This is a genomic window from Blautia sp. AM28-27 (genome assembly GCF_003480905.1).
GTDB lineage: Bacteria > Bacillota > Clostridia > Lachnospirales > Lachnospiraceae > Fusicatenibacter > Fusicatenibacter saccharivorans.
The window spans coordinates 95206-115245 of record NZ_QUJK01000003.1; the positions used below are offsets into that span (position 1 = coordinate 95206).

Here is a 20040-nt window from a genome sequence, read left to right on the forward strand (position 1 = left end):
AAATGCAGGGAGGAAATAAGAAGATGGATCAGTTTATACAGTATACCCCGACGGAAGTCGTGTTCGGAAAAGAGACCGAAAACCAGGCAGGCGCTGAGGTAAAGAAATGGGGCGGCACAAAGGTGCTCGTCGTTTACGGAGGCGGAAGTGCAAAACGGAGCGGTCTTCTGGACCGAGTGGAAGCATCTCTTGCAAAAGAGGGCCTTGCCTTTGAAGAGCTTGGCGGCGTAAAACCAAACCCGAGACTTGCCCTTGCCGAGGAGGGTGTGAAAAAAGCAGTGGAAATGCAGGCAGACTTTATTCTTGCCGTCGGCGGCGGAAGCTCGATTGACACCGCAAAAGCCGTTGCACACGGAGCTGCAAATCCGGAGGAGGCACTCTGGGATATCTGGACGAAAAAAGTACCGCTGACAAAATCTCTCCCGGTAGGAGCGGTTCTGACGATTCCGGCAGCCGGAAGCGAGATGAGTGATTCCGCCGTTCTGACAAACGAGGCAATCGGCAAAAAGGCAGGCATCAACACGCCGTTCAACCGCTGCAAATTTGCCATCATGAATCCGGAGCTGGCAGCAACCCTGCCGAAATACCAGATTGCCTGCGGCGTAACCGACATCATGATGCACACGATGGAGCGCTATTTCATTCCGGAGAGCCAGTGCGAGATGACGGACGAGATTGCAGAGGGACTCCTCCGTACCGTAATCAAAAACGGACCGAAGGTTCTGGAAAACCCATCCGATTACAATGCGATGGCGGAAATCATGTGGTGCGGAAGCCTGTCACACAATGGACTGACGGAGTGCGGACGCGGCAAAGATTTTTCGGTACATAAATTTGGCCATGCGTTAAGTGCAAAATACGATGTAGCACACGGCGCATCCCTGGCGGCAGTCTGGGGTGCCTGGGCGAAATACCAGTACGATGAGGAGACGGTTCTCTGGCGGTTTGCACGGTTTGCAGAAAAAGTCTGGGGCATCACAGAGGGAAGCGATCACAAACGGGCAACGGAAGGCATTGAGCGCACAGTAGCGTTCTTCCATTCGCTCGGCATGCCGACCTCCCTGCATGAGCTTGATATTCTGAACCCGTCGGATGAGGATCTGCGTGCCCTTTCCATGGATGCAACACAGCAGGACACCGTAAAACTGTCCCGCATCCGCAAGCTGGGCGCACAGGAAGTATATGAGATTTACCAGATGGCGCGATAAAAGGAGGAAAAACAGATGGCAAAAAAGAAAATCGCAGCACTGCTGATCGCAGCGGCCGTTGCGGCAGGAGGCTGGGCGCTTCCGGCAAGGGTAAGCGCAGCAGAAAATGACGGCACGGCCGTAACCTGGCAGCAGGATGAGACGGAAAGTTCCGAGCAGAATTCGGATGAGGAAGCGGCAGCGCAGGAGCAGAGCGGTACTTCGGAAAACGAGACGCCGGCTGTTACGATTCCAGGTGAGGACAACGAACAGGAGCCGGAAGAGAAACTTCCTGCCGGCTGGGTGAAACAGGAGGACGGAAGCTGGAAATACAGAAAAGAGGACGGCACGATGGCCGCCAGAGAGTGGATCACCCATCTGAACCGGAGATATTATCTGAATGCAGACGAAATCATGTGCACGGGTCTTTCGATGGTCAACGGAAAGCTCTATTATTTTGAGAGCTGGGGCGGAGCCGGATTCCAGGGCTGGAAAAAAGTCGGCGGGGCATGGTACTATCTGAACGAGGACGGAAGCGTCAAAACGAATGAATGGTTCGTTCACGACAAGAGAACATACCATGTAGATGAAAACGGTGTGATGAGCACCGGACTGCAGAAGATTGACGGAACGCTCTACTACTTCGAGAGCTGGGGCGGAGCCGGATTCCAGGGCTGGAAAAAAGTCGGCGGAACATGGTACTATCTGAATGAGGACGGAAGCCTCAGAACGAATCAGTGGTTTGTGCATGATAAAAGAACGTACCATGTAGACGCAGACGGTGTGATGAGTACCGGCTGGCAGACGATTGACGGCGTTGATTATTACTTTGAAAGCTGGGGCGGCATGCGCGTGAACGCCTGGGCGGCCAAGGGCAGTGACTGGTATTACATGGACAGCAACGGAACCCCAAAAGGGGAAGGCTGGCTGCTGTATGACAAGAACTGGTATTATCTGAGGCAGGACGGCAAAATGATGCACAGTGAATGGCTGTGGTATGATAATAACTGGTATTACCTGCAGAGCTGGGGCGGCATGTATAAGAGCCAATGGGTAACGATCAAAGGCGCAACGTATTACTTCCGGAGCTGGGGCGGTATTTACAAGAACGGCTGGCAGGAAGTGGACGGAAAAACGTATTACTTCCGAAGCTGGGGCGGCATCTATAAGGATACCTACATCGACGGCTATTACGTTGATAAAAACGGTGTCCGCCGGAACAGCAAAAATATCTGCGTGGCAATCGACGCAGGACACCAGAGAAGAGGAAACAGCGAGAAAGAGCCGATCGGACCGGGATCATCGACCTATAAGGCGAAGGTTGCTTCCGGAACATGCGGTGTGGCAACCGGCATCAATGAGTATGAGCTGAACCTTGCGGTATCTTTAAAGGTACGCGATATCCTTGAGGAGCGCGGCTACGATGTTTACATGATCCGCGAGACGCACGACGTCAATATCAGCAACTCCGAGCGTGCAAAACTTGCCGTGCAGAACGGAGCAGACATTCTCGTGCGTGTACACGCGAACGGAGATTCGAACCAGTCGGTTTACGGAGCACTCACGATGGCACCGAGCAGCAGAAATACGTATCTTTCCGGTGATGTGGTCAGCAAGAGCCAGAAGCTCTCCCAGAAGATGATCGCAGCATTCTGCAAAGACACCGGTGCGAAGAACCGCGATGTGATTTACACCGATTCCATGAGCGGCATCAACTGGAGTACCATTCCGGTCACGATCATTGAGCTTGGCTTCATGAGCAATCCTTCCGAGGACCGTTTGATGGCAACCGAGGATTACCGAAACAAGATGGCACAGGGAATTGCGGACGGAATCGACGCATATTACGAATAAACAAAGGGACCTGTCTGAAATGGGCGGGTCCTTTTTGCATGCAAAAAAAGAAAGCGGAGCGAGTCCGCTTTCTTTTGGGAATCCATAGGATCAGATCTTATTTGTTGTTGTTTTTCTCCAGCTCCTGCATTTTCATCGCACGAACCTTCAGCGGCAGACCGAACAGTGTGATGAATCCGTCTGCATCGTGGTGATCGTAGAGATCGCCGGTGGTGAAGGAAGCAAGAGACTCATTGTACAGGCTGTACGGAGAAGACTCGCCGGCTTTGATGATGTTGCCTTTGAACAGTTTGAATTTTACTTCGCCTGTTACATATTTCTGGGTTACATCAACGAATGCCTGGATTGCCTCGCGCAGAGGAGTGTACCATTTTCCTTCGTAAACAACCTCAGCAAGCAGGTTTCCGAGATCTTTCTTTGTTTTCAGGGTCTCACGGTCGAGAATCAGCTCCTCTAACTGCTCATGTGCAGCCATCAGGATGGTTCCGCCAGGAGTCTCATAAACACCGCGGGATTTCATGCCGACAACACGGTTCTCAACGATATCAACAATACCGATGCCGTGTTTTCCGCCCAGCTTGTTCAGCTCGGTGATGATTTCAGAAACTTTCATTTCTTTTCCGTTTAAGGTCTTCGGAACGCCGGCCTCAAAGGTCATGGTTACGTACTCGCCTTCGTCCGGAGCTTTTTCCGGAGGAGTGGTCAGTACGAGAAGATCGTCGTAGTTCGGCTCGTTGGACGGATCCTCAAGCTCAAGTCCCTCATGGCTGATGTGCCACAGGTTACGGTCACGACTGTAGCTGTGGTTTGCATCAAACGGAAGGTCGATGCCGTGTGCTTTACAGTAAGCCAGCTCGTCTTCACGGGACTGCATGGTCCATACATCGGTCATTCTCCAAGGAGCGATTACTTTGATATCCGGAGCAAGGGCTTTGATGCCGAGCTCGAAACGGATCTGGTCATTTCCTTTACCGGTAGCGCCGTGGCAGATGGCAACAGCACCTTCTTTTCTTGCGATCTCAACGAGTTTCTTTGCGATAACCGGACGTGCCATGGAAGTACCGAGCAGGTATTTGTTCTCATAAACAGCGCCTGCTTTTACGCATGGCATGATGAAGTCTTCACTGAACTCGTCGATAACGTTTTCGATATATAATTTGGAAGCGCCGGAAAGTTTTGCTCTCTCATCGAGGCCAACCAGCTCGTTTCCCTGGCCGCAGTCGATGCAGCAGCAGATTACTTCGTAGTCAAAGGTCTCTTTCAGCCACGGAATAATGGCAGTAGTATCAAGTCCGCCGGAATAGGCAAGTACAACTTTTTCTTTCATAATGTAAGATCCTCCTTGGATTTCTCGTGCACCTATATGCGCGGTGCATCGTCAATGACTAAAATATACATCATACGACAGGATTATGCAAGCTTTTTTTCAGAAATTCAAAAAAAACTTGCATAATATACATTCGAGGTGTATACTTATGCAATCGACAGTATATGACAGCAGAAAACAAAGATTTTTCATTGAAAAAAGAAAATAATTGAGCTATCATAAAGAGAAAAGAAAAAATGTCCGGCAAGACAAGAAAACGGGCGAAAGAAAAAAGGAGAAAAAGGTATGATCAGAGCAGGAATTATCGGTTCTACAGGATATGCAGGAGGCGAGCTGGTGCGTATTCTCCTGGGACACAAAGATGTGGAGATTAAATGGTATGGTTCCAGAAGCTATATCGATAAGAAATATGCGTCGGTTTACCAGAATATGTTTCAGTTAGTAGACGATGTCTGCAAGGACGACAACATGGAGCAGCTTGCAAAGGAAGTAGACGTCATTTTTACAGCAACTCCGCAGGGACTCTGTGCTTCCCTGGTAAATGATGAAATTCTTTCGAAAGTAAAGGTCATCGACCTGAGCGCCGATTTCCGTATTAAAGATGTAAAAACGTATGAAGAGTGGTACAAGATCGAGCATAAATCCCCGCAGTATATCGACGAGGCAGTTTACGGACTGTCCGAGATCAACCGTGAGAAAGTAAAACAGGCGCGCATCGTGGCAAACCCGGGATGCTATCCGACCTGCTCAACTCTTTCGATTTATCCTTTATTAAAGGAAGATCTCATTGATGGCAACACCATCATCATCGATGCAAAATCCGGAACTTCCGGAGCAGGAAGAGGAGCGAAAGTGGACAACCTCTACTGCGAGGTTAATGAAAATATCAAGGCATACGGCGTTGCCGGCCACCGCCACACACCGGAGATCGAGGAGCAGCTTTCCTATGCAGCCGGCTACCCGATCACCCTGAACTTCACCCCGCATCTTGTTCCGATGAACCGCGGCATTCTCGTAACGGCATATGCATCCCTGAAAAAAGATGTGACTTACGAAGAGGTTAAAGCCGTTTATGATAAGTATTATGCCAACGAGCAGTTTGTACGTGTTCTCGATAAGGATGTCTGCCCGCAGACGAAATGGGTCGAGGGAAGCAACTATGTGGATGTCAACTTCAAGATCGATCCGAGAACGAAACGAATCATCATGATGGGTGCGATGGACAACCTGGTCAAAGGCGCAGCAGGACAGGCGGTACAGAATATGAACCTGATGTTCGGCCTGCCGGAAAACGAAGGCCTGTGCATGCCGCCGATGTTCCCGTAAAAAAGACAGAAGCAGACAACAGACGGAATTTACGAAAAGTGAGGATAAAAGAATGAAAAAGATTGAAGGAGGCATCACTGCTGCAAAAGGTTTTCAGGCAGCAGGCGGCGCAGCAGGAATTAAAAAACAGGGCGTAAAGGATATGGCACTTGTCTACAGCGAGGTACCGTGCGTAGCAGCAGGAACCTTTACTACAAACATCGTAAAAGCAGCTCCGGTCAAATGGGACCAGGAGATTGTATACAACCATCCAACCGCACAGGCAATCGTCTGCAACAGCGGAATCGCCAATGCATGCACCGGCGAGGAGGGCTATGGCTACTGCAGAAAAACCGCAGAGGCAGCATCGGCTGCACTTTCCATTCCAGAGGACTCCGTTCTCGTTGCATCGACCGGTGTTATCGGAAAACAGATTCCGATCGATAAGATCGCAGCCGGCGTGGAAATGCTGAAACCGCAGCTTGCAGCTACAAGAGAAGCCGCAGCTACAGCAGCACAGGCGATCATGACAACCGACACCGATCCGAAGGAAGTTGCTGTTCAGATCGAAATCGGCGGAAAAACCGTAACGATCGGCAGCATGTGCAAGGGCTCCGGCATGATCCATCCGAATATGTGCACCATGCTGAGCTTTGTGGCAACCGATGCCAATATTTCGAAAGAGATGCTGCAGAAAGCACTGAGCGAAGTCGTACCGGACACCTACAACATGGTTTCCGTAGACGGTGATACTTCCACAAACGATACCGTTCTACTTCTGGCAAACGGTCTTGCCGGAAACCCGGAAATTACGGAAGAAAACGAGGATTACAAGATTTTCAAAGAAGCACTCTTTGAAGTCAATAAAACACAGGCGATGCACATCGCAGGCGACGGCGAGGGCGCAACCGCACTGTTCGAAGTGACGATTCAGGGAGCCGAGAGCAAAGAGCAGGCCGTGACACTGGCAAAATCCGTCATCACATCGAGTCTGACGAAAGCGGCAATCTTCGGCCATGACGCCAACTGGGGAAGAATCCTCTGCGCGATGGGTTACTCCGGAGCAAAATTCGATCCGGAAAATGTAGATCTCTACTTTGAGAGCGCAGCCGGAAAACTGCAGATTATCACGAAAGGTGTTGCCGTTGACTACAGCGAGGAGGAGGCAACGAAGATCCTCTCCGAGCCGAAAGTAACTGCGATCGCCGACATCCACCTGGGAGAGGCGACAGCAACGGCATGGGGCTGCGACCTGACCTATGACTATGTAAAAATTAATGCGGATTACCGTTCTTAAAAAACATTCGGATGAAATTCTGAGGGAATACAACGAAAACGTGCCGGGAAATCGTGTTTCCGGTACAGCAGAACCAGGAATCAAAAGAGGAGAGCGAGGAAAAAATCATGGTAAATCAGATGTATCTGGACAAAGCAAATGTGCTGATCGAGGCACTTCCTTATATTCAGCGGTTCAACCGCAAAATCATTGTCATCAAATACGGCGGAAGCGCGATGGTGGATGAAGAGCTGAAGAGAAACGTTATTCAGGACGTTGTTCTTCTGAAGCTGGTTGGATTCAAACCAATCATCGTACACGGCGGCGGAAAGGAAATCAGCCGCTGGGTCGGAAAGGTCGGCATGGAACCGAAGTTTGTCAACGGCCTTCGTGTAACGGATGCGGATACGATGGAAGTGGCAGAGATGGTGCTGAATAAGGTCAACAAAGAGCTTGTCACCATGATTCAGTCGCTCGGTGTCAACGCAGTCGGCATCAGCGGAAAAGACGGCGGTCTCTTAAACGTAGAGAAAAAGCTGTCCAAGGGAGAGGACATCGGCTTCGTTGGAAATATCAAAAATGTAAATCCGAAGGTGCTGTACGATCTTCTGGACAACGACTTCCTGCCGGTTGTCTGCCCGGTTGGCATGGACGATGATTTCAACACCTACAACATTAACGCAGACGACGCAGCCTGCGCGATCGCAGAGGCGTTAAATGCAGAAAAACTGGCATTCCTGACCGATATCGAGGGTGTATACAAAGATCCGAAGGACCCGGAGAGCCTGATTTCCGAGCTCCACGTACAGGAAGCAAGAGATCTCATCACCAACGGAAATGTCGGTGGCGGTATGATTCCAAAGCTCCAGGGCTGTATCGACGCGATTGAGAACGGTGTTTCAAGAGTCCACATCATGGACGGAAGAATCCAGCACTGCCTGCTGCTTGAGATCTTTACGAACAAAGGAATTGGTACGGCGATTTTAGGGGAAAACAAGGAGAAATTCAATCATGAAGACAAATGAGTATATGGAACAGACCGAGCAGTACGTGCTCCACACCTATAACCGGTTCCCGCTCGTGATCGACCACGGCGAGGGCGTTCATCTGTATGACACCGACGGAAAAGCATATCTGGACTTTGCAGCAGGTATCGCGGTATATGCGCTCGGCTACAGCAATGACGATTATAAAAAAGCAGTGAAAGACCAGGTGGACAAAGTCATCCATGTTTCCAACCTGTTCTACAATGTTCCGATGGGCTCCGCGGCAGAAAAGCTGGCGAAGGCATCCGGCATGGATAAAGTATTCTTTACGAACAGCGGTACGGAGTCGATCGAGGGAGCCATCAAAGTAGCGAGAAAATACGCTTACTTAAAAGACGGCAGCAACGATCACGAGATCATCGCGATGAACCATTCTTTCCATGGAAGAAGCCTTGGAGCGCTTTCTGTAACAGGAAATACGCATTATCAGGATCCGTTCAAACCGCTGATCGGCGGCATTAAATTTGCGGATTTTAATGATCTGGAGAGCGTAAAGGCACAGATTACCGACAAGACATGTGCGATCATCATGGAGACTGTACAGGGCGAGGGCGGTATCTATCCGGCAACGAAAGAATTTTTACAGGGCGTGCGCGATCTGTGTGACGAGCACGACATTCTGCTGATCCTCGATGAGATCCAGTGCGGCATGGGAAGAACAGGAAAACTGTTCGCATGGCAGGATTACGGCGTACAGCCGGATGTCATGACGTGTGCAAAAGCACTTGGCTGCGGCGTTCCGGTCGGCGCCTTCGTGCTGAATAAAAAGACGGCAGAGCATTCGCTCGTTCCGGGAGACCACGGAACGACATACGGCGGAAACCCGCTGGCCTGCGCGGCTGTCAATGCTGTATTTGAATGCTATGAGAAACAGCATGTCGTAGAGCATGTAGCAGAGACGGCTCCGTATCTGGAGAAAAAGCTGGACGAACTGGTGGAAAAATATGACTGCCTCGCAGCACGCCGTGGAAAAGGCTTTATGCAGGGCCTTGTCGTAACGGGCCGTCCGGTCGGAGAAGTCATCAACCGCGCGATTGAGAACGGACTTCTTGTGATTTCCGCCGGAAGCGACGTTCTTCGTATGGTACCGCCGCTTGTGATTACGAAAGATGACATCGATGAAATGATTGAAAAACTGGAGAAAGCATTACAGTAATGTGAAATAGACAGCCGTCTGGTTTCCTAGGCAGGAGACCGGTCGGCTGTTTTCCTGCTGTCCCTGAGTTCTGTATAAAAACGGGGAAAAAAGGAATAGTATAAAATGTACTCTCGGAGCCTTTCTGCACTTGCTTTTACGGCCGATTTTCCGCCAGCTGCACCCAAATTTCATCAACGTACGCACCGCGTACGCCTCAGAAATTTGGGCACAGCTGACAAAAAATCTTCTCGTAAAATCAAGCGCAGAAAGACTCCGAGAGTACATAAAAAAACAGCAGGAGGAAAAATCAATGGCGGGAATTTTAACAGCGCTGCTCTCCGGAGCGCTGATGAGTATTCAGGGTGTTTTCAACACGGAGGTGACGAAACAGACGAGTACATGGCTGGCGGCCGGCTGGGTGCAGATCAGTGCGTTTGTCGTCTGTCTTGCGGCATGGTGCATTACCGGGAGGGAGCCGATCGGGGATCTGTTCCGCGTAAAGCCGTGGTATCTGCTGCTCGGCGGGGCAATTGGCGCGTTTATCACGATCACGGTTATCTGGAGTATGGCAGGGCTCGGCCCGGCGAAGGCGGCGATGCTGATCGTCATTTCCCAGCTCGCAGCGGCGTGGCTGATTGAACTGTTCGGCCTTTTCGGTATGGAAAAAACGGATTTCACCGTGCGCAAGCTGCTCGGCATGGCAGTGGCAGTTGTGGGAATTGTAGTGTTTCAGTGGGAATAACGATTAAGATTTCTACTTGTATTTTTATGGTTTCTTCGATACAATAGAAACGTAGTTATGCGTACACAAGGGACCCTTGCGCGTCAGATGCGAAGCGGAAGGGAGTACACAGCATGAAATTGAAAAAACAGCAGAACAGAGGCAGAAAACATGCAAAAATACTGGCGGCGATGCTGGTTTTTTTGCTCTGCGGATGCAACCACAGGGATACAGAATACAAACTGTCAGATAGCACAGGCGGGAGCACGGCGGAAACCGTTTTCGGGAATCAGAAGGAAGTGGATGAGGAGCAGACGGTTTCCGAAAAAAGCGCTGGAGAAACCACAGGCATTCCGGAAAAACGTGAGGCACAGGAGGCAGCACCGGAAGAAACGGTGCAGGTTTATATCTGCGGTGCGGTCGCTTCCCCCGGTGTCTACACGCTGCCGGGCGGAAGCCGCGTAGTGCAGGCTGTGGAAGCGGCAGGCGGATTTCTGCCGGATGCTGAAGAAAAAATCCTCAATCTTGCACGGAAAATCGAAGACGGAGAGCAGATCACCGTCTGGACGCGCGAGGAGGCAGAAAACATGGAAATCACGGAAACGCCGCAGCAGAATACGGGCGGCACGGAGCAGGCTTCCGGTTCCGGCAAAGTCAACCTGAACACGGCCGGAAAAGAAGAACTGATGACACTCTCCGGCATCGGAGAGAGCCGTGCGGATGCCATCATCGCCTACCGCGAAGCAAACGGCCCGTTTGGTTCGATTGAGGAGATTATGAACATTGAGGGCATCAAGGAAAAGATGTTTGAAAAGATAAGGGGTTCTATCGAGGTTTAGAACAAGAAGGAGAAGAAATGGCAAAGAAAGTTCTTGTAGTTGATGATGAAAAACTGATCGTAAAAGGAATCCGCTTCAGCCTGGAGCAGGACGGCATGGAGGTTGACTGCGCATACGACGGCGAGGAAGCACTCTCCATGGCAAAAGAAAAAGAATACGATATGATCCTTCTGGATCTGATGCTGCCAAAGCTGGACGGATTGTCCGTCTGCCAGCAGATCCGTGAATTTTCCAACGTTCCGATCGTCATGCTGACCGCAAAGGGCGAGGACATGGACAAAATCCTGGGACTGGAATACGGCGCAGATGATTACATCACAAAGCCGTTCAACATTCTGGAAGTAAAAGCACGCATCAAGGCCATCATGCGCCGTGCGGCCCGCCAGGAGCCAAAAGAAGAGAAAGCAAAAGTCGTACAGGTGAAAGACCTGCGGATCGACTGCGAGAGCAGAAGAGTCTTCATCGGAGACCGCGAGATCAATCTGACTGCGAAGGAGTTCGATGTGCTCGAGCTTCTCGTCTTCAATCCGAACAAGGTGTACAGCAGAGAGAACCTGCTGAATATTGTCTGGGGCTATGAGTACCCGGGCGACGTGCGCACCGTAGATGTACATATCCGCCGTCTGCGCGAAAAGATTGAGAAAAATCCAAGTGAACCGAAGTACGTTCACACAAAGTGGGGAGTTGGTTACTATTTCCAGGCTTAAAAACAAAGAAAAATGGAAGTTTCTGCGGAGTCTGCGCTTCCGCATCACGGTGATTCTTGTGATCATCGGCATTGTACCGTGTGTGATCCTTGAGAAGAGCATCGTAAACAGCTATGAGGACCGTGCGGTATCGGTGCGCAGCATTACCGTAAAAAATCAGTGCGATATTATCTGCAACCAGCTCATCCAGCAGAATTACATGGAAGATCCTGGATCGGATGTCATCAACGGACAGCTCAGTATGCTGACAAATATCTACGGCGGCAGAATCCTGATTATCGATCAGGATTTCCGCGTCATCAAAGATACGTACGATATGGACCGCGGAAAGACGATTATCTCGCAGGAGGTCATCCAGAGCTTTCAGGGCAAGGAGACGAGCCAGTATGACCGGAAAAACAGCTATCTGGAAATGACGGTGCGGATTCAGAATACCGAGACGAAGGAGACGCTCGGCGTTATGCTCGTCAGCATTTCGACGGATGAGATCCGTGCGAATATGAAAATTCTGGAGACGAAGGGAATGACGATTCTTTCGATCATTGCGCTTCTCGTGCTGGTTTTTGGCTATCTGCTCGCGGGCATTCTGATGAAGCCGTTCCAGAAGGTCACCCGTTCCATCGAGGACATCACCGACGGCTATCTCGACGAAAGCATTTCTGTTCCGGATTACCTCGAGACAGAGCTGATCACGGACGCATTCAACAAGATGCTGACCCGCGTCCGCACGCTCGACGATTCCCGCCAGGAATTTGTTTCGAACGTCTCGCATGAGTTAAAGACGCCGCTTGCGTCCATGAAGGTTCTGGCGGATTCGCTGAACGGGCAGGAGGGCGTTCCGGTGGAACTTTATCAGGAGTTCATGCAGGATATTACCTCGGAGATCGACCGCGAAAACCAGATTATTACCGACCTTTTGTCGCTGGTCAAGATGGATAAAAAGGTGGCAGACCTCAATATCACCCAGGTCAATATCAACGAGCTGTTAGAGCAGCTGCTGAAGCGGCTTCATCCGATTGCCGCACAGAAAAATGTGGAGCTCATTCTCGACAGCTTCCGCCCGGTCAATGCGGAGGTGGATGCGACGAAGCTCTCGCTGGCGTTCTCGAATCTGATCGAAAACGGCATCAAATACAACAACGAGAATGGATGGGTGCGTGTATCCTTAAATGCGGATCACAAATATTTCTACGTGACGGTGGCAGACTCCGGCATCGGCATCCCGGAGGAGTCGATTGCGCATATCTTCGAGCGTTTCTACCGCGTGGACAAGTCCCACTCGCGGGAAATCGGCGGAACCGGCCTTGGCCTTGCGATTGCGCGGAGCGCGATTGTCATGCACCGGGGAGCGATCCGTGTATACAGCAAAGAAAACGAGGGAACGACATTTTCCGTGCGGATTCCTCTGAATTACGTGATGTAGGAGGTGGCGCACATGAAACGGATACTTGGCGTACTGCTGGCCGGCGTGCTGCTTCTTAGCGGCTGCGGGCAGTGGCAGAAGAGCCAGAAGGAGTCGGCGTATCACCTGTACTGCCTGGACAAAACCGGCACAACACTGGTGCAGGAGCCGTATGAACCAAAAGAAGGAACGGATCAGAAACTGATCAAGGAGCTGGTTGACGCGCTGCAGGAGAAACCTGCCAAGGACGGAAACCAGGCACTTCTTTCCAATGGGATTTCCATCAAGACGTATACGCTGGAGAACGGGCTCCTTACGCTGAATTTAAGTGGAGAGTACGGAGAGCTTGCGCGGCCGCAGGAGGTTTTGGTGCGTGCAGGACTGGTGCGTACCTTTGTGCAGGTTCCGGAGGTGGAGCGCGTGACGCTTCTGATCGACGGGGATCCGTTAAAGGATTCCAAAGGACGCGAGATCGGAACGATGACGGCGGACAGCTTTCTGGAAAATTCCGGAAGGGAAATTTATCAGTATCAGTATGCGACGCTGACACTGTATTTTGCAAATGAAGCAGGCGATCATCTTGTGAAAGAGACGCGGCGGGTGCCGTACAGCACGAACATTCCGCTGGAACGTGTCGTGGTGGAGCAGCTGATGAAGGGACCGAAAGAAGACGGCCACTATGCAGTGCTGCCGGATACGATGAATGTCTTAAGTGTCACGACATCCGATCGGATTGCCTATGTGAATTTTGACAAATCTTTTAAGGATTCTGCGCTTTCGAGTGTGGCGGAGCAGATTCCGATTTACGCGGTGGTGGATTCCATCACGGCGAACTGTAAGGTGGATAAGGTGCAGTTTTCCATCAACGGAGAGAGCGATGTAACCTTCCGTGAAACGATGAAACTCAATCAGTTCTACGAGGAAGACCTGTCTTATCTGGAGGAAAAAGATACATGAGAAAACGGCCCATGTGCCTGGCGTGTCTTGGATTCATGCTGGTGCTTGTGCTGCTGCGGATTGCGGGCGTGCCTCTTGGCACGCCTTTTTCTGACCCCAAATACGAAAACAAAGCGCAGCAGGGCAGGAAGGTGTGGATTGCAGGGACAATTGAAACGTATGAGAAAAAGAGCAGCAACAACGGGTATGTGCTGCGTGGGGAGGGAAGCAAAGGGAAAATTTATCTGCTCGCAAAGCGGGGAGATCTGCCGGTCGGAGCCGCTGTGCGGGTGTACGGAACTGTAAAAAAGCCGGAAAGCCCGCGCAATCCGGGGATGTTTGATGAGAAAACATATTATGAGGGAAAAGGCTGTGCGTTCTACGTGATTTCGGAGCGGGAGGAAGTTGTGGATGCCGGGCGGTGGAATCTCGGCGAAGCGCTCCGGCTGGAGCGGGGGCGGTGCTGTGCCGTTTTAAAAGAAATGATGCCGGAGGAGGAGGCAGGTGTGCTTTCTGCGATGCTGCTCGGGGAACGGTCGGAACTCACGGAGGAGACGTATCTGGCGTATCAGCAGAGCGGTCTGCTGCACCTGATTTCCGTTTCCGGCATGCATCTGATGCTGCTCGGCATGGCACTCCGACGGCTGCTGATGGCGCTGCATCTGCCAAAAACTTCCGCGTCTCTGGCAGCGGCCGCCGGTATGGTGCTGTATGGCATGTTTACCGGCAGCGGAACGGCGACCGTGCGTGCAGTGGTGATGTTTGCGGTGCGGATGGGAGCTGTCGCAGTGGGAAGGACGTATGATTCCTTAAGTGCGCTCTCTCTTGCGGCAATTCTGATGCTGGCAGAAAACCCCTCGTATCTGGAGCAGAGCGGGTTCTGGCTTTCGTTTGGAGCAGTAACAGCCATTTCCGGGGTTTATCCGGTTCTGGCGGGGGAGAAGGCGGAACGGAAGAGACGCGGGGAAAAAACGGGGTTGGAAAAGCTTGCGGCGAAAGGAAAAGAGGCTGCGATGGTGTACCTTTCCCTGCAGCTTGTCATGATCCCGCTGCAGGCGTGGTATTTTTATGAGATTCCGCTCTTTGCGTTTCTGCCGAATCTGTTTGCAGGAGCTGTCATGACGGCGGTGCTGCTGACGGGTGCTGCGGGGCTTCTGGCGGGACTGGCAAGCGTGAAAGCGGGAAGTGTTGTTCTGCTTCCGGCGCGGTTCCTGCTCACACTTCTGCGGCAGATGACAGCGGCGGTCGCACAGATTCCGGGAAATGTGTGGATCTGCGGTCAGCCGGAAAAATGGCAGATGGCAGGATATGGAATCATTCTGACCGGTCTGCTGGTGATACTGTATGTGCGAAAACGAAAACGGGAGATGAATCCGGATGGGGCAAAACGAACAGGTGCGCAGGCACGAAAGCGGGAGCGGATGCTCTTTGGTATTACCATGTTTTTTGCCTGTGTTCTGCTTTTTTACCGTCCCCGGGAAACGTTTTCCATTACAGCGCTGGACGTCGGCCAGGGCGATTCGCTGGTGGTGGAGAGCGGCCGTTTTGTGATGCTGAATGACGGCGGGAGCAGCAGTGCGTCTGCGGTCGGGGAAAAAAGGATTCTCCCATATCTGAAACAGCGCGGCATTGCCGCTCTTGATGCCGTTGTTATCACGCACCCGGACGCAGATCACACGAACGGAATCCTCGAACTGCTGGAGCTGATCGGGGAGCAGAAAACGGCGCTTCGCATCCGCCATCTGTTCCTGCCTGTGTGGATGAAAGGAAGCGAAAAAGAAAATCCTTTTATTTTAGCCGCACAAAAAGCGGGAATTATGGTAGAATATCTAAAAAAGGGAGACGAGATCCGTGCAGGAGAACTCACCGTATCGGTACTTCATCCGGGAGCGTGCGAAGACTATACGGGAGAGGAAAACGCCGGAAGTGTTGTATTACAGCTTTCCTGCGGTGCCTGCCGCGCACTTCTGACGGGAGATCTGGAGGGAAGCGGAGAAGAAGAGGTCCTGGGGGCGGCAGAGCGGTGCCAGATTTTAAAGGTGGCGCACCACGGCTCGAGAAATTCAACGAGCGAGGCATTTCTGAACCGCATACAGCCGCAGATCAGCCTGATTTCCTGCGCGTGGCCGGGACGGTACGGCCATCCGCACCGGGAGCTGCTGGAGCGGCTTCGTGCCTGCAAAAGCCATATCTACGGAACACCGGTGGATGGAGCCGTGACAGTACAGCTGAAGCGTGACCGCCTGGCGGTTCACGGATACCGGTCGGATGTGGAATTTCCCGTCTCCTGAATGGTCAAAAGCTCCGGCTGCTGCGGCACTGCGCAAACGTGCTTCTGCCGGAACGAAAGAAAGAGGATGGAATGAAAAGCATTTTAGAAGATATCAAAACGCAGAATTTTAAGCAGGCCTACCTGCTCTACGGAGAAGAAGCCTATCTGAAGCATCAGTATAAAAACAAGCTGAAAAACGCACTGCTGCCGGAGGACGACACGATGAATTTCTCCCGCTTTGAGGGAAAAGGAACCGAGATTCCCAAAGTGATTGACCTTGCGGAGACGATGCCGTTTTTTGCGGACCGCCGTGTGATTCTGCTGGAAAATACAGGATTTTTCAAAAACAAAGCCGACGCGCTGGCAGACTACATGGGATCCCTGCCGGATTATCTGGTGCTGATCTTCGTGGAGGAGGAAGTCGATAAGCGGAACCGTATGTACAAGGCGGTGCAGAAGCAGGGAAGAGCAGTGGAATTTGCTCGTCAGGACGAAAAGACGCTGATGACCTGGGTACTCGGCATGATGAAAAAAGAGGGAAAAAAGATCACGCGCCAGGATATGGAAGATTTTCTGGAAAAGACGGGCACGGATATGGGAAATATCTCGCAGGAGCTGGAAAAACTGCTCAGCTATACGATGGGAAGAGATGTGATCACGCGGGCGGATATCGAGGCAGTCTGCACAACGCAGATTACGAACCGGATTTTCGAGATGATCCGCGCGGTAACGGAGAAGAAGCAGCGGAAAGCGCTCGATCTGTATCAGGATCTGCTGGCTTTAAAGGAGCCGCCGATGCGGATTCTCTTTCTGCTGGCACGCCAGTTCAATCTGCTGCTGCAGGTCAAAGAGCTGCTGGCAGAGCACTGCGATCAGGCAACGATCGCAAAACGGACGGGACTGCAGAGCTTCGTTGTGCGGAACTATATTCCCATGTCGCGCCAGTATGCGGCGGAGGAATTAAAAGCGGCGGTCAATGACTGCGTGCAGATGGAAGAGGACGTGAAGACGGGAAAAATTTCCGATCTGCTGAGCGTGGAGCTGCTGATTACGAAATACAGCAGGGCGGCGTAAGAGCAGAGTTTTCTAAAAAGAACAAGGCGTATCGGCCAGTTTTCCTGTACCGGTACGCCTTGTTCTGTGTTTATCAAAAGATCTGTCGCGGCGCACTCTTTTGGTAAGCATAAAAAAAGAACCCAGCCACATGACGGTATGACTAAGTTCTCTTTGTTTTATATCTTTATTATGCGATTGAGTTTACAGCTTTGCTCAGATTGGATACTTTTCTGGCAGCGTTGTTTTTATGATAAACGCCTTTAGAAGCAGCCTTGTCGATGGTAGAGATCGCATTTACTAATGCAGCAGCAGCAGCCTCTTTATCGTTTGCAGCAACAGCAGCATCTACTTTTTTCATAGAAGTCTTAACTGCAGAACGGATTGCTTTGTTGCGGTCTGCCTTTGTCTGATTTACCAGGATTCTTTTCTTTGCGGATTTAATGTTAGCCAAACTGTACACCTCCAATATTTTTAAAATTAATGTGATTTAAGGGATGTTATTCAATGGAACAGACACGGGCGCTCCACTGAAACATGCTTTATTATCCTATAATATTTCGCATGTTTTGTCAATACATATTTTTGAAAAAATTGCAAAAACTACAACAAAAATACAGGAGAAGGAGAAAAGTATGATAGGAAAGTATAGGATGCGGACAGACCTGGCGATGGAGAATCAGGAAAAATTTGAGAGGGACCATGTGGAGATCTCCGGGGTCGAGATTGAGAAGAAGAAAAGAAAGGCGGAAATTCAGACAACCGTTGTGAAAATCACATCGGAGCAGGGTGCAAAAATGATGGGAAAGCCGAAAGGGACGTATGTGACGATCGAAGCGCCGCTGCTTTTGACGGCAGACGAGGAGGAGAACCGGAAAGCGGCGGAGGAGTTTTCCCACTGTCTGATGGAAATGGTGCCGGAAGCGTGCGGATCCGTTCTTGTGGCCGGCCTCGGCAACCGCGGCATCACGCCGGATGCGCTCGGGCCGGAGACGGTGGAGCAGCTTAACGTTACGCGCCATCTGGTGCGCACCTACGGAAAGAAGGGCCGGGAAGTGAGTGCCCTTGCTCCCGGCGTTATGGCACAGACGGGCATGGAGGCAGTGGAAATCCTGCGCGGAACGGCAGAACAGACCCATCCAGATGTGATTCTCGCCGTGGATGCCCTTGCCGCATGCAGTATTCACCGGCTGAACTGTACGATCCAGCTTGCCGACACCGGAATCTGGCCGGGCTCGGGCGTCGGAAACCACCGCAATGCCTTAAATCAGGAGACGCTCGGCGTGCCGGTCATCGGAATCGGTGTGCCGACCGTTGTAGGGGCAGGAACGATCGTCCACGATGCCGTCGCAGGCGTTCTGGAATCGCTGGAGGAGTCCGAGATGGATGAATTTCTGGGAGAAGTCATTTCACCGGCGCTCGAAAGCCTTTACGTGACGACAAAAGAGATCGACGAGATGGTCCGCCGCCTGGCCGGGGTTCTTGCGGCAGGTATGAATCAGGCATTTTCCGGGGAAATGTAACATATCATGAATATGGTGATAATATGTGGAATGCCAGGCGAAATGGACGATGGTTCGGATGGGGATGTCTTTTCCTGTCCTGCAGTATACTGCTGTTCCGCAGTGCAGCGGTTCTCCGGAAAAATCATTTCTCAGAGGGGAAAGTTCTGCTGCAGCGGGCGGCAGCACAGGCGGAGCAGTTATCCGTGGATGTGATGATGCCGCTTCTTTTTTATGACGGAAAAGAGGACGGAAGGGGATGGATGGAAAATCTCCTCGCGGCAGTGCGGGATCAGATACCGGCGCTTCGGGAGGGAAGCACGGCAGAAAATACGCTGTCTGCCGGGACAGAAGCAGCGGAAACGGATACGGCGAAGCAGGATTCGAATCCGGGACCGGGAGCAGAAAGAGGGCAGACAGAATCGAAGGAGCAGGGAACTGAGGAAGATCAAAAGGATGGAACTCAAAAAGATGAAACTCAAAAAGATGGAATGGAAATCACGGAGCCGGAGCAGACGGAAACAGGAATCACAGAACCGGCAGCCGGAGAGTCGGCATCAACGGCAGAACCCGAAGCGCCGCAGTCTGTCCCGGAGGAGACCATCGAAACCGGCGGCGCACCGCGTGAGATTCTCTACCCGGAGGCCGACACGATTCAGGAGACAATTTCCCCTGACCTTCTTGCTGACCCGCAGGCGCTCCTGAACCGCTTCTTCGTTGTCGATCCCAACACTTCGGTCCTGCCGGGCGAGATCGACGGCAGCACCCTGCTCGGAAAAGACCTGACCCTGCCGGAAAATGCCGAAGGCCCGCAGATTCTGATCTATCATACCCATTCGCAGGAAACCTTCGCCGATTCCCGTCCGGGAGAAAGAGCGGACACGGTAATCGGCCTCGGTGATGATCTGCAGGAGCTTCTGGAAAAGCAGTACGGATACGAAGTGCTTCATATTACAGAGGCATTTGACATGAAAGAAGGCTGTCTCGAGCGGAGCCGCGCCTACAACTACGCGGAGCCGGTCATCGCAGCGGCGCTGGAAGAACACCCGTCCATTCAGGTCGTGATCGACCTGCACCGGGACGGGGTCAATGGTTCAAAACGTCTTGTGACAGAAATCAACGGAAAGCCGACCGCGCAGATCATGTTTTTCAACGGCCTTTCCCGCACGAAAGAAAGCGGCGAACTGACAAGCCTGCCCAATCCGTATCAGGCGGAAAACCTTGCATTTTCCTTTCAGATGGAGTATGAGGCAAAACAGTATTATCCCGGCTTTTCGCGCTGTATCTATTTAAAAGGCTACCGCTACAACCTCCATCTCCGCCCGAGATCTGTTCTTCTCGAGGTTGGTGCGCAGACGAATACGGTCGAGGAGGTGAAAAATGCAATGGGGCCGTTTGCGGATATCCTGCATAAGGTTCTGTCGGGCAAAAGTCCGGCATCAGGCGGATAAATTTATCTTGCTTTTTTGAGTGGA

General features: G+C 51.7%; 17 protein-coding genes. 15 read left to right on the forward strand and 2 right to left on the reverse strand.

Annotation, left to right across the window (positions count from 1 at the left end; genetic code table 11):
* Positions 1-23: 23 nt before the first annotated feature.
* Positions 24-1208, forward strand: coding sequence for an iron-containing alcohol dehydrogenase (locus DW743_RS06775; protein ID WP_082424905.1), 1185 nt, complete (start codon positions 24-26; stop codon positions 1206-1208).
* 15 nt (positions 1209-1223) lie between these two features.
* The gene (locus tag DW743_RS06780; protein WP_117761033.1) at positions 1224-3041 is read left to right on the forward strand and encodes an N-acetylmuramoyl-L-alanine amidase; all 1818 of its coding nucleotides are present in this window, start codon (positions 1224-1226) and stop codon (positions 3039-3041) included.
* Between the two features lie 97 nt (positions 3042-3138).
* Here DW743_RS06780 and DW743_RS06785 read toward each other — a convergent pair whose 3' ends face one another.
* Positions 3139-4371, reverse strand: coding sequence for an argininosuccinate synthase (locus tag DW743_RS06785; protein WP_055218598.1), 1233 nt, complete (start codon positions 4369-4371; stop codon positions 3139-3141).
* Between the two features lie 282 nt (positions 4372-4653).
* Here DW743_RS06785 and argC point away from each other — a divergent pair, with 282 nt between their 5' ends.
* The 11 genes from argC (at position 4654) to holA (ending at position 17084) form a co-directional block, all read left to right on the forward strand.
* Positions 4654-5694, forward strand: a complete 1041-nt coding sequence (gene argC / locus DW743_RS06790) for an N-acetyl-gamma-glutamyl-phosphate reductase (protein WP_117761035.1) — start codon at positions 4654-4656, stop codon at positions 5692-5694.
* Between the two features lie 52 nt (positions 5695-5746).
* On the forward strand, positions 5747-6970 hold the full coding sequence (argJ, locus tag DW743_RS06795) for a bifunctional glutamate N-acetyltransferase/amino-acid acetyltransferase ArgJ (RefSeq protein ID WP_117761037.1): 1224 nt from the start codon (positions 5747-5749) through the stop codon (positions 6968-6970).
* Between the two features lie 107 nt (positions 6971-7077).
* A complete protein-coding gene (gene argB, locus DW743_RS06800; protein WP_117761227.1) occupies positions 7078-7974 on the forward strand; it encodes an acetylglutamate kinase in 897 nt (298 codons plus the stop codon).
* Positions 7961-9151 carry an aspartate aminotransferase family protein gene (locus DW743_RS06805; RefSeq protein ID WP_022462205.1) on the forward strand — a complete coding sequence of 397 codons (1191 nt, stop codon included), beginning with the start codon at positions 7961-7963 and terminating at the stop codon, positions 9149-9151. Before argB ends, DW743_RS06805 begins: the two co-directional genes overlap by 14 nt.
* A gap of 292 nt (positions 9152-9443) precedes the next feature.
* Entirely contained in the window at positions 9444-9875 is a 432-nt protein-coding gene (locus DW743_RS06810) for a DMT family transporter (RefSeq protein ID WP_022462206.1), read from the forward strand.
* Positions 9876-9988: 113 nt separating this feature from the next.
* Positions 9989-10693, forward strand: coding sequence for a helix-hairpin-helix domain-containing protein (locus tag DW743_RS06815; protein WP_117761039.1), 705 nt, complete (start codon positions 9989-9991; stop codon positions 10691-10693).
* Between the two features lie 17 nt (positions 10694-10710).
* Entirely contained in the window at positions 10711-11400 is a 690-nt protein-coding gene (locus DW743_RS06820; protein WP_022462209.1) for a response regulator transcription factor, read from the forward strand.
* On the forward strand, positions 11345-12823 hold the full coding sequence (locus tag DW743_RS06825; RefSeq protein ID WP_022462210.1) for a sensor histidine kinase: 1479 nt from the start codon (positions 11345-11347) through the stop codon (positions 12821-12823). Before DW743_RS06820 ends, DW743_RS06825 begins: the two co-directional genes overlap by 56 nt.
* 12 nt (positions 12824-12835) lie before the next feature.
* Positions 12836-13759 (forward strand): GerMN domain-containing protein, encoded by a 924-nt coding sequence (locus DW743_RS06830; protein WP_055227346.1) that lies wholly within the window; start codon positions 12836-12838, stop codon positions 13757-13759.
* Positions 13756-16029 carry a DNA internalization-related competence protein ComEC/Rec2 gene (locus DW743_RS06835; RefSeq protein ID WP_117761043.1) on the forward strand — a complete coding sequence of 758 codons (2274 nt, stop codon included), beginning with the start codon at positions 13756-13758 and terminating at the stop codon, positions 16027-16029. The genes DW743_RS06830 and DW743_RS06835 overlap by 4 nt, the downstream gene beginning before the upstream one ends.
* A gap of 71 nt (positions 16030-16100) precedes the next feature.
* Complete coding sequence (holA, locus tag DW743_RS06840) at positions 16101-17084, forward strand: DNA polymerase III subunit delta (protein ID WP_055227342.1); 984 nt, start codon at positions 16101-16103, stop codon at positions 17082-17084.
* A gap of 169 nt (positions 17085-17253) precedes the next feature.
* On the opposite strand, the gene rpsT is transcribed toward holA, so the two are convergent.
* On the reverse strand, positions 17254-17517 hold the full coding sequence (gene rpsT / locus DW743_RS06845; protein WP_022462214.1) for a 30S ribosomal protein S20: 264 nt from the start codon (positions 17515-17517) through the stop codon (positions 17254-17256).
* Between the two features lie 181 nt (positions 17518-17698).
* Between rpsT and gpr the strand changes: the two genes are divergently transcribed.
* Positions 17699-18586: a GPR endopeptidase gene (gene gpr, locus DW743_RS06850; RefSeq protein ID WP_117761044.1), complete on the forward strand. Its 888-nt coding sequence runs from the start codon at positions 17699-17701 to the stop codon at positions 18584-18586.
* Positions 18587-18609: 23 nt separating this feature from the next.
* Entirely contained in the window at positions 18610-20016 is a 1407-nt protein-coding gene (locus DW743_RS06855; RefSeq protein WP_243004554.1) for a stage II sporulation protein P, read from the forward strand.
* Positions 20017-20040: the final 24 nt, after the last annotated feature.

What these genes read in the sequence shown, in the direction of transcription:
- DW743_RS06775 (WP_082424905.1), top strand. Translation starts at nt 24, where the DNA reads ATGGATCAGTTTATACAGTATACCCCGACGGAAGTCGTGTTCGGAAAA.
- DW743_RS06780 (WP_117761033.1), top strand. Translation starts at nt 1,224, where the DNA reads ATGGCAAAAAAGAAAATCGCAGCACTGCTGATCGCAGCGGCCGTTGCG.
- argC (WP_117761035.1), top strand. Translation starts at nt 4,654, where the DNA reads ATGATCAGAGCAGGAATTATCGGTTCTACAGGATATGCAGGAGGCGAG.
- argJ (WP_117761037.1), top strand. Translation starts at nt 5,747, where the DNA reads ATGAAAAAGATTGAAGGAGGCATCACTGCTGCAAAAGGTTTTCAGGCA.
- argB (WP_117761227.1), top strand. Translation starts at nt 7,078, where the DNA reads ATGGTAAATCAGATGTATCTGGACAAAGCAAATGTGCTGATCGAGGCA.
- DW743_RS06805 (WP_022462205.1), top strand. Translation starts at nt 7,961, where the DNA reads ATGAAGACAAATGAGTATATGGAACAGACCGAGCAGTACGTGCTCCAC.
- DW743_RS06810 (WP_022462206.1), top strand. Translation starts at nt 9,444, where the DNA reads ATGGCGGGAATTTTAACAGCGCTGCTCTCCGGAGCGCTGATGAGTATT.
- DW743_RS06815 (WP_117761039.1), top strand. Translation starts at nt 9,989, where the DNA reads ATGAAATTGAAAAAACAGCAGAACAGAGGCAGAAAACATGCAAAAATA.
- DW743_RS06820 (WP_022462209.1), top strand. Translation starts at nt 10,711, where the DNA reads ATGGCAAAGAAAGTTCTTGTAGTTGATGATGAAAAACTGATCGTAAAA.
- DW743_RS06830 (WP_055227346.1), top strand. Translation starts at nt 12,836, where the DNA reads ATGAAACGGATACTTGGCGTACTGCTGGCCGGCGTGCTGCTTCTTAGC.
- DW743_RS06835 (WP_117761043.1), top strand. Translation starts at nt 13,756, where the DNA reads ATGAGAAAACGGCCCATGTGCCTGGCGTGTCTTGGATTCATGCTGGTG.
- holA (WP_055227342.1), top strand. Translation starts at nt 16,101, where the DNA reads ATGAAAAGCATTTTAGAAGATATCAAAACGCAGAATTTTAAGCAGGCC.
- gpr (WP_117761044.1), top strand. Translation starts at nt 17,699, where the DNA reads ATGATAGGAAAGTATAGGATGCGGACAGACCTGGCGATGGAGAATCAG.
- DW743_RS06855 (WP_243004554.1), top strand. Translation starts at nt 18,610, where the DNA reads ATGTGGAATGCCAGGCGAAATGGACGATGGTTCGGATGGGGATGTCTT.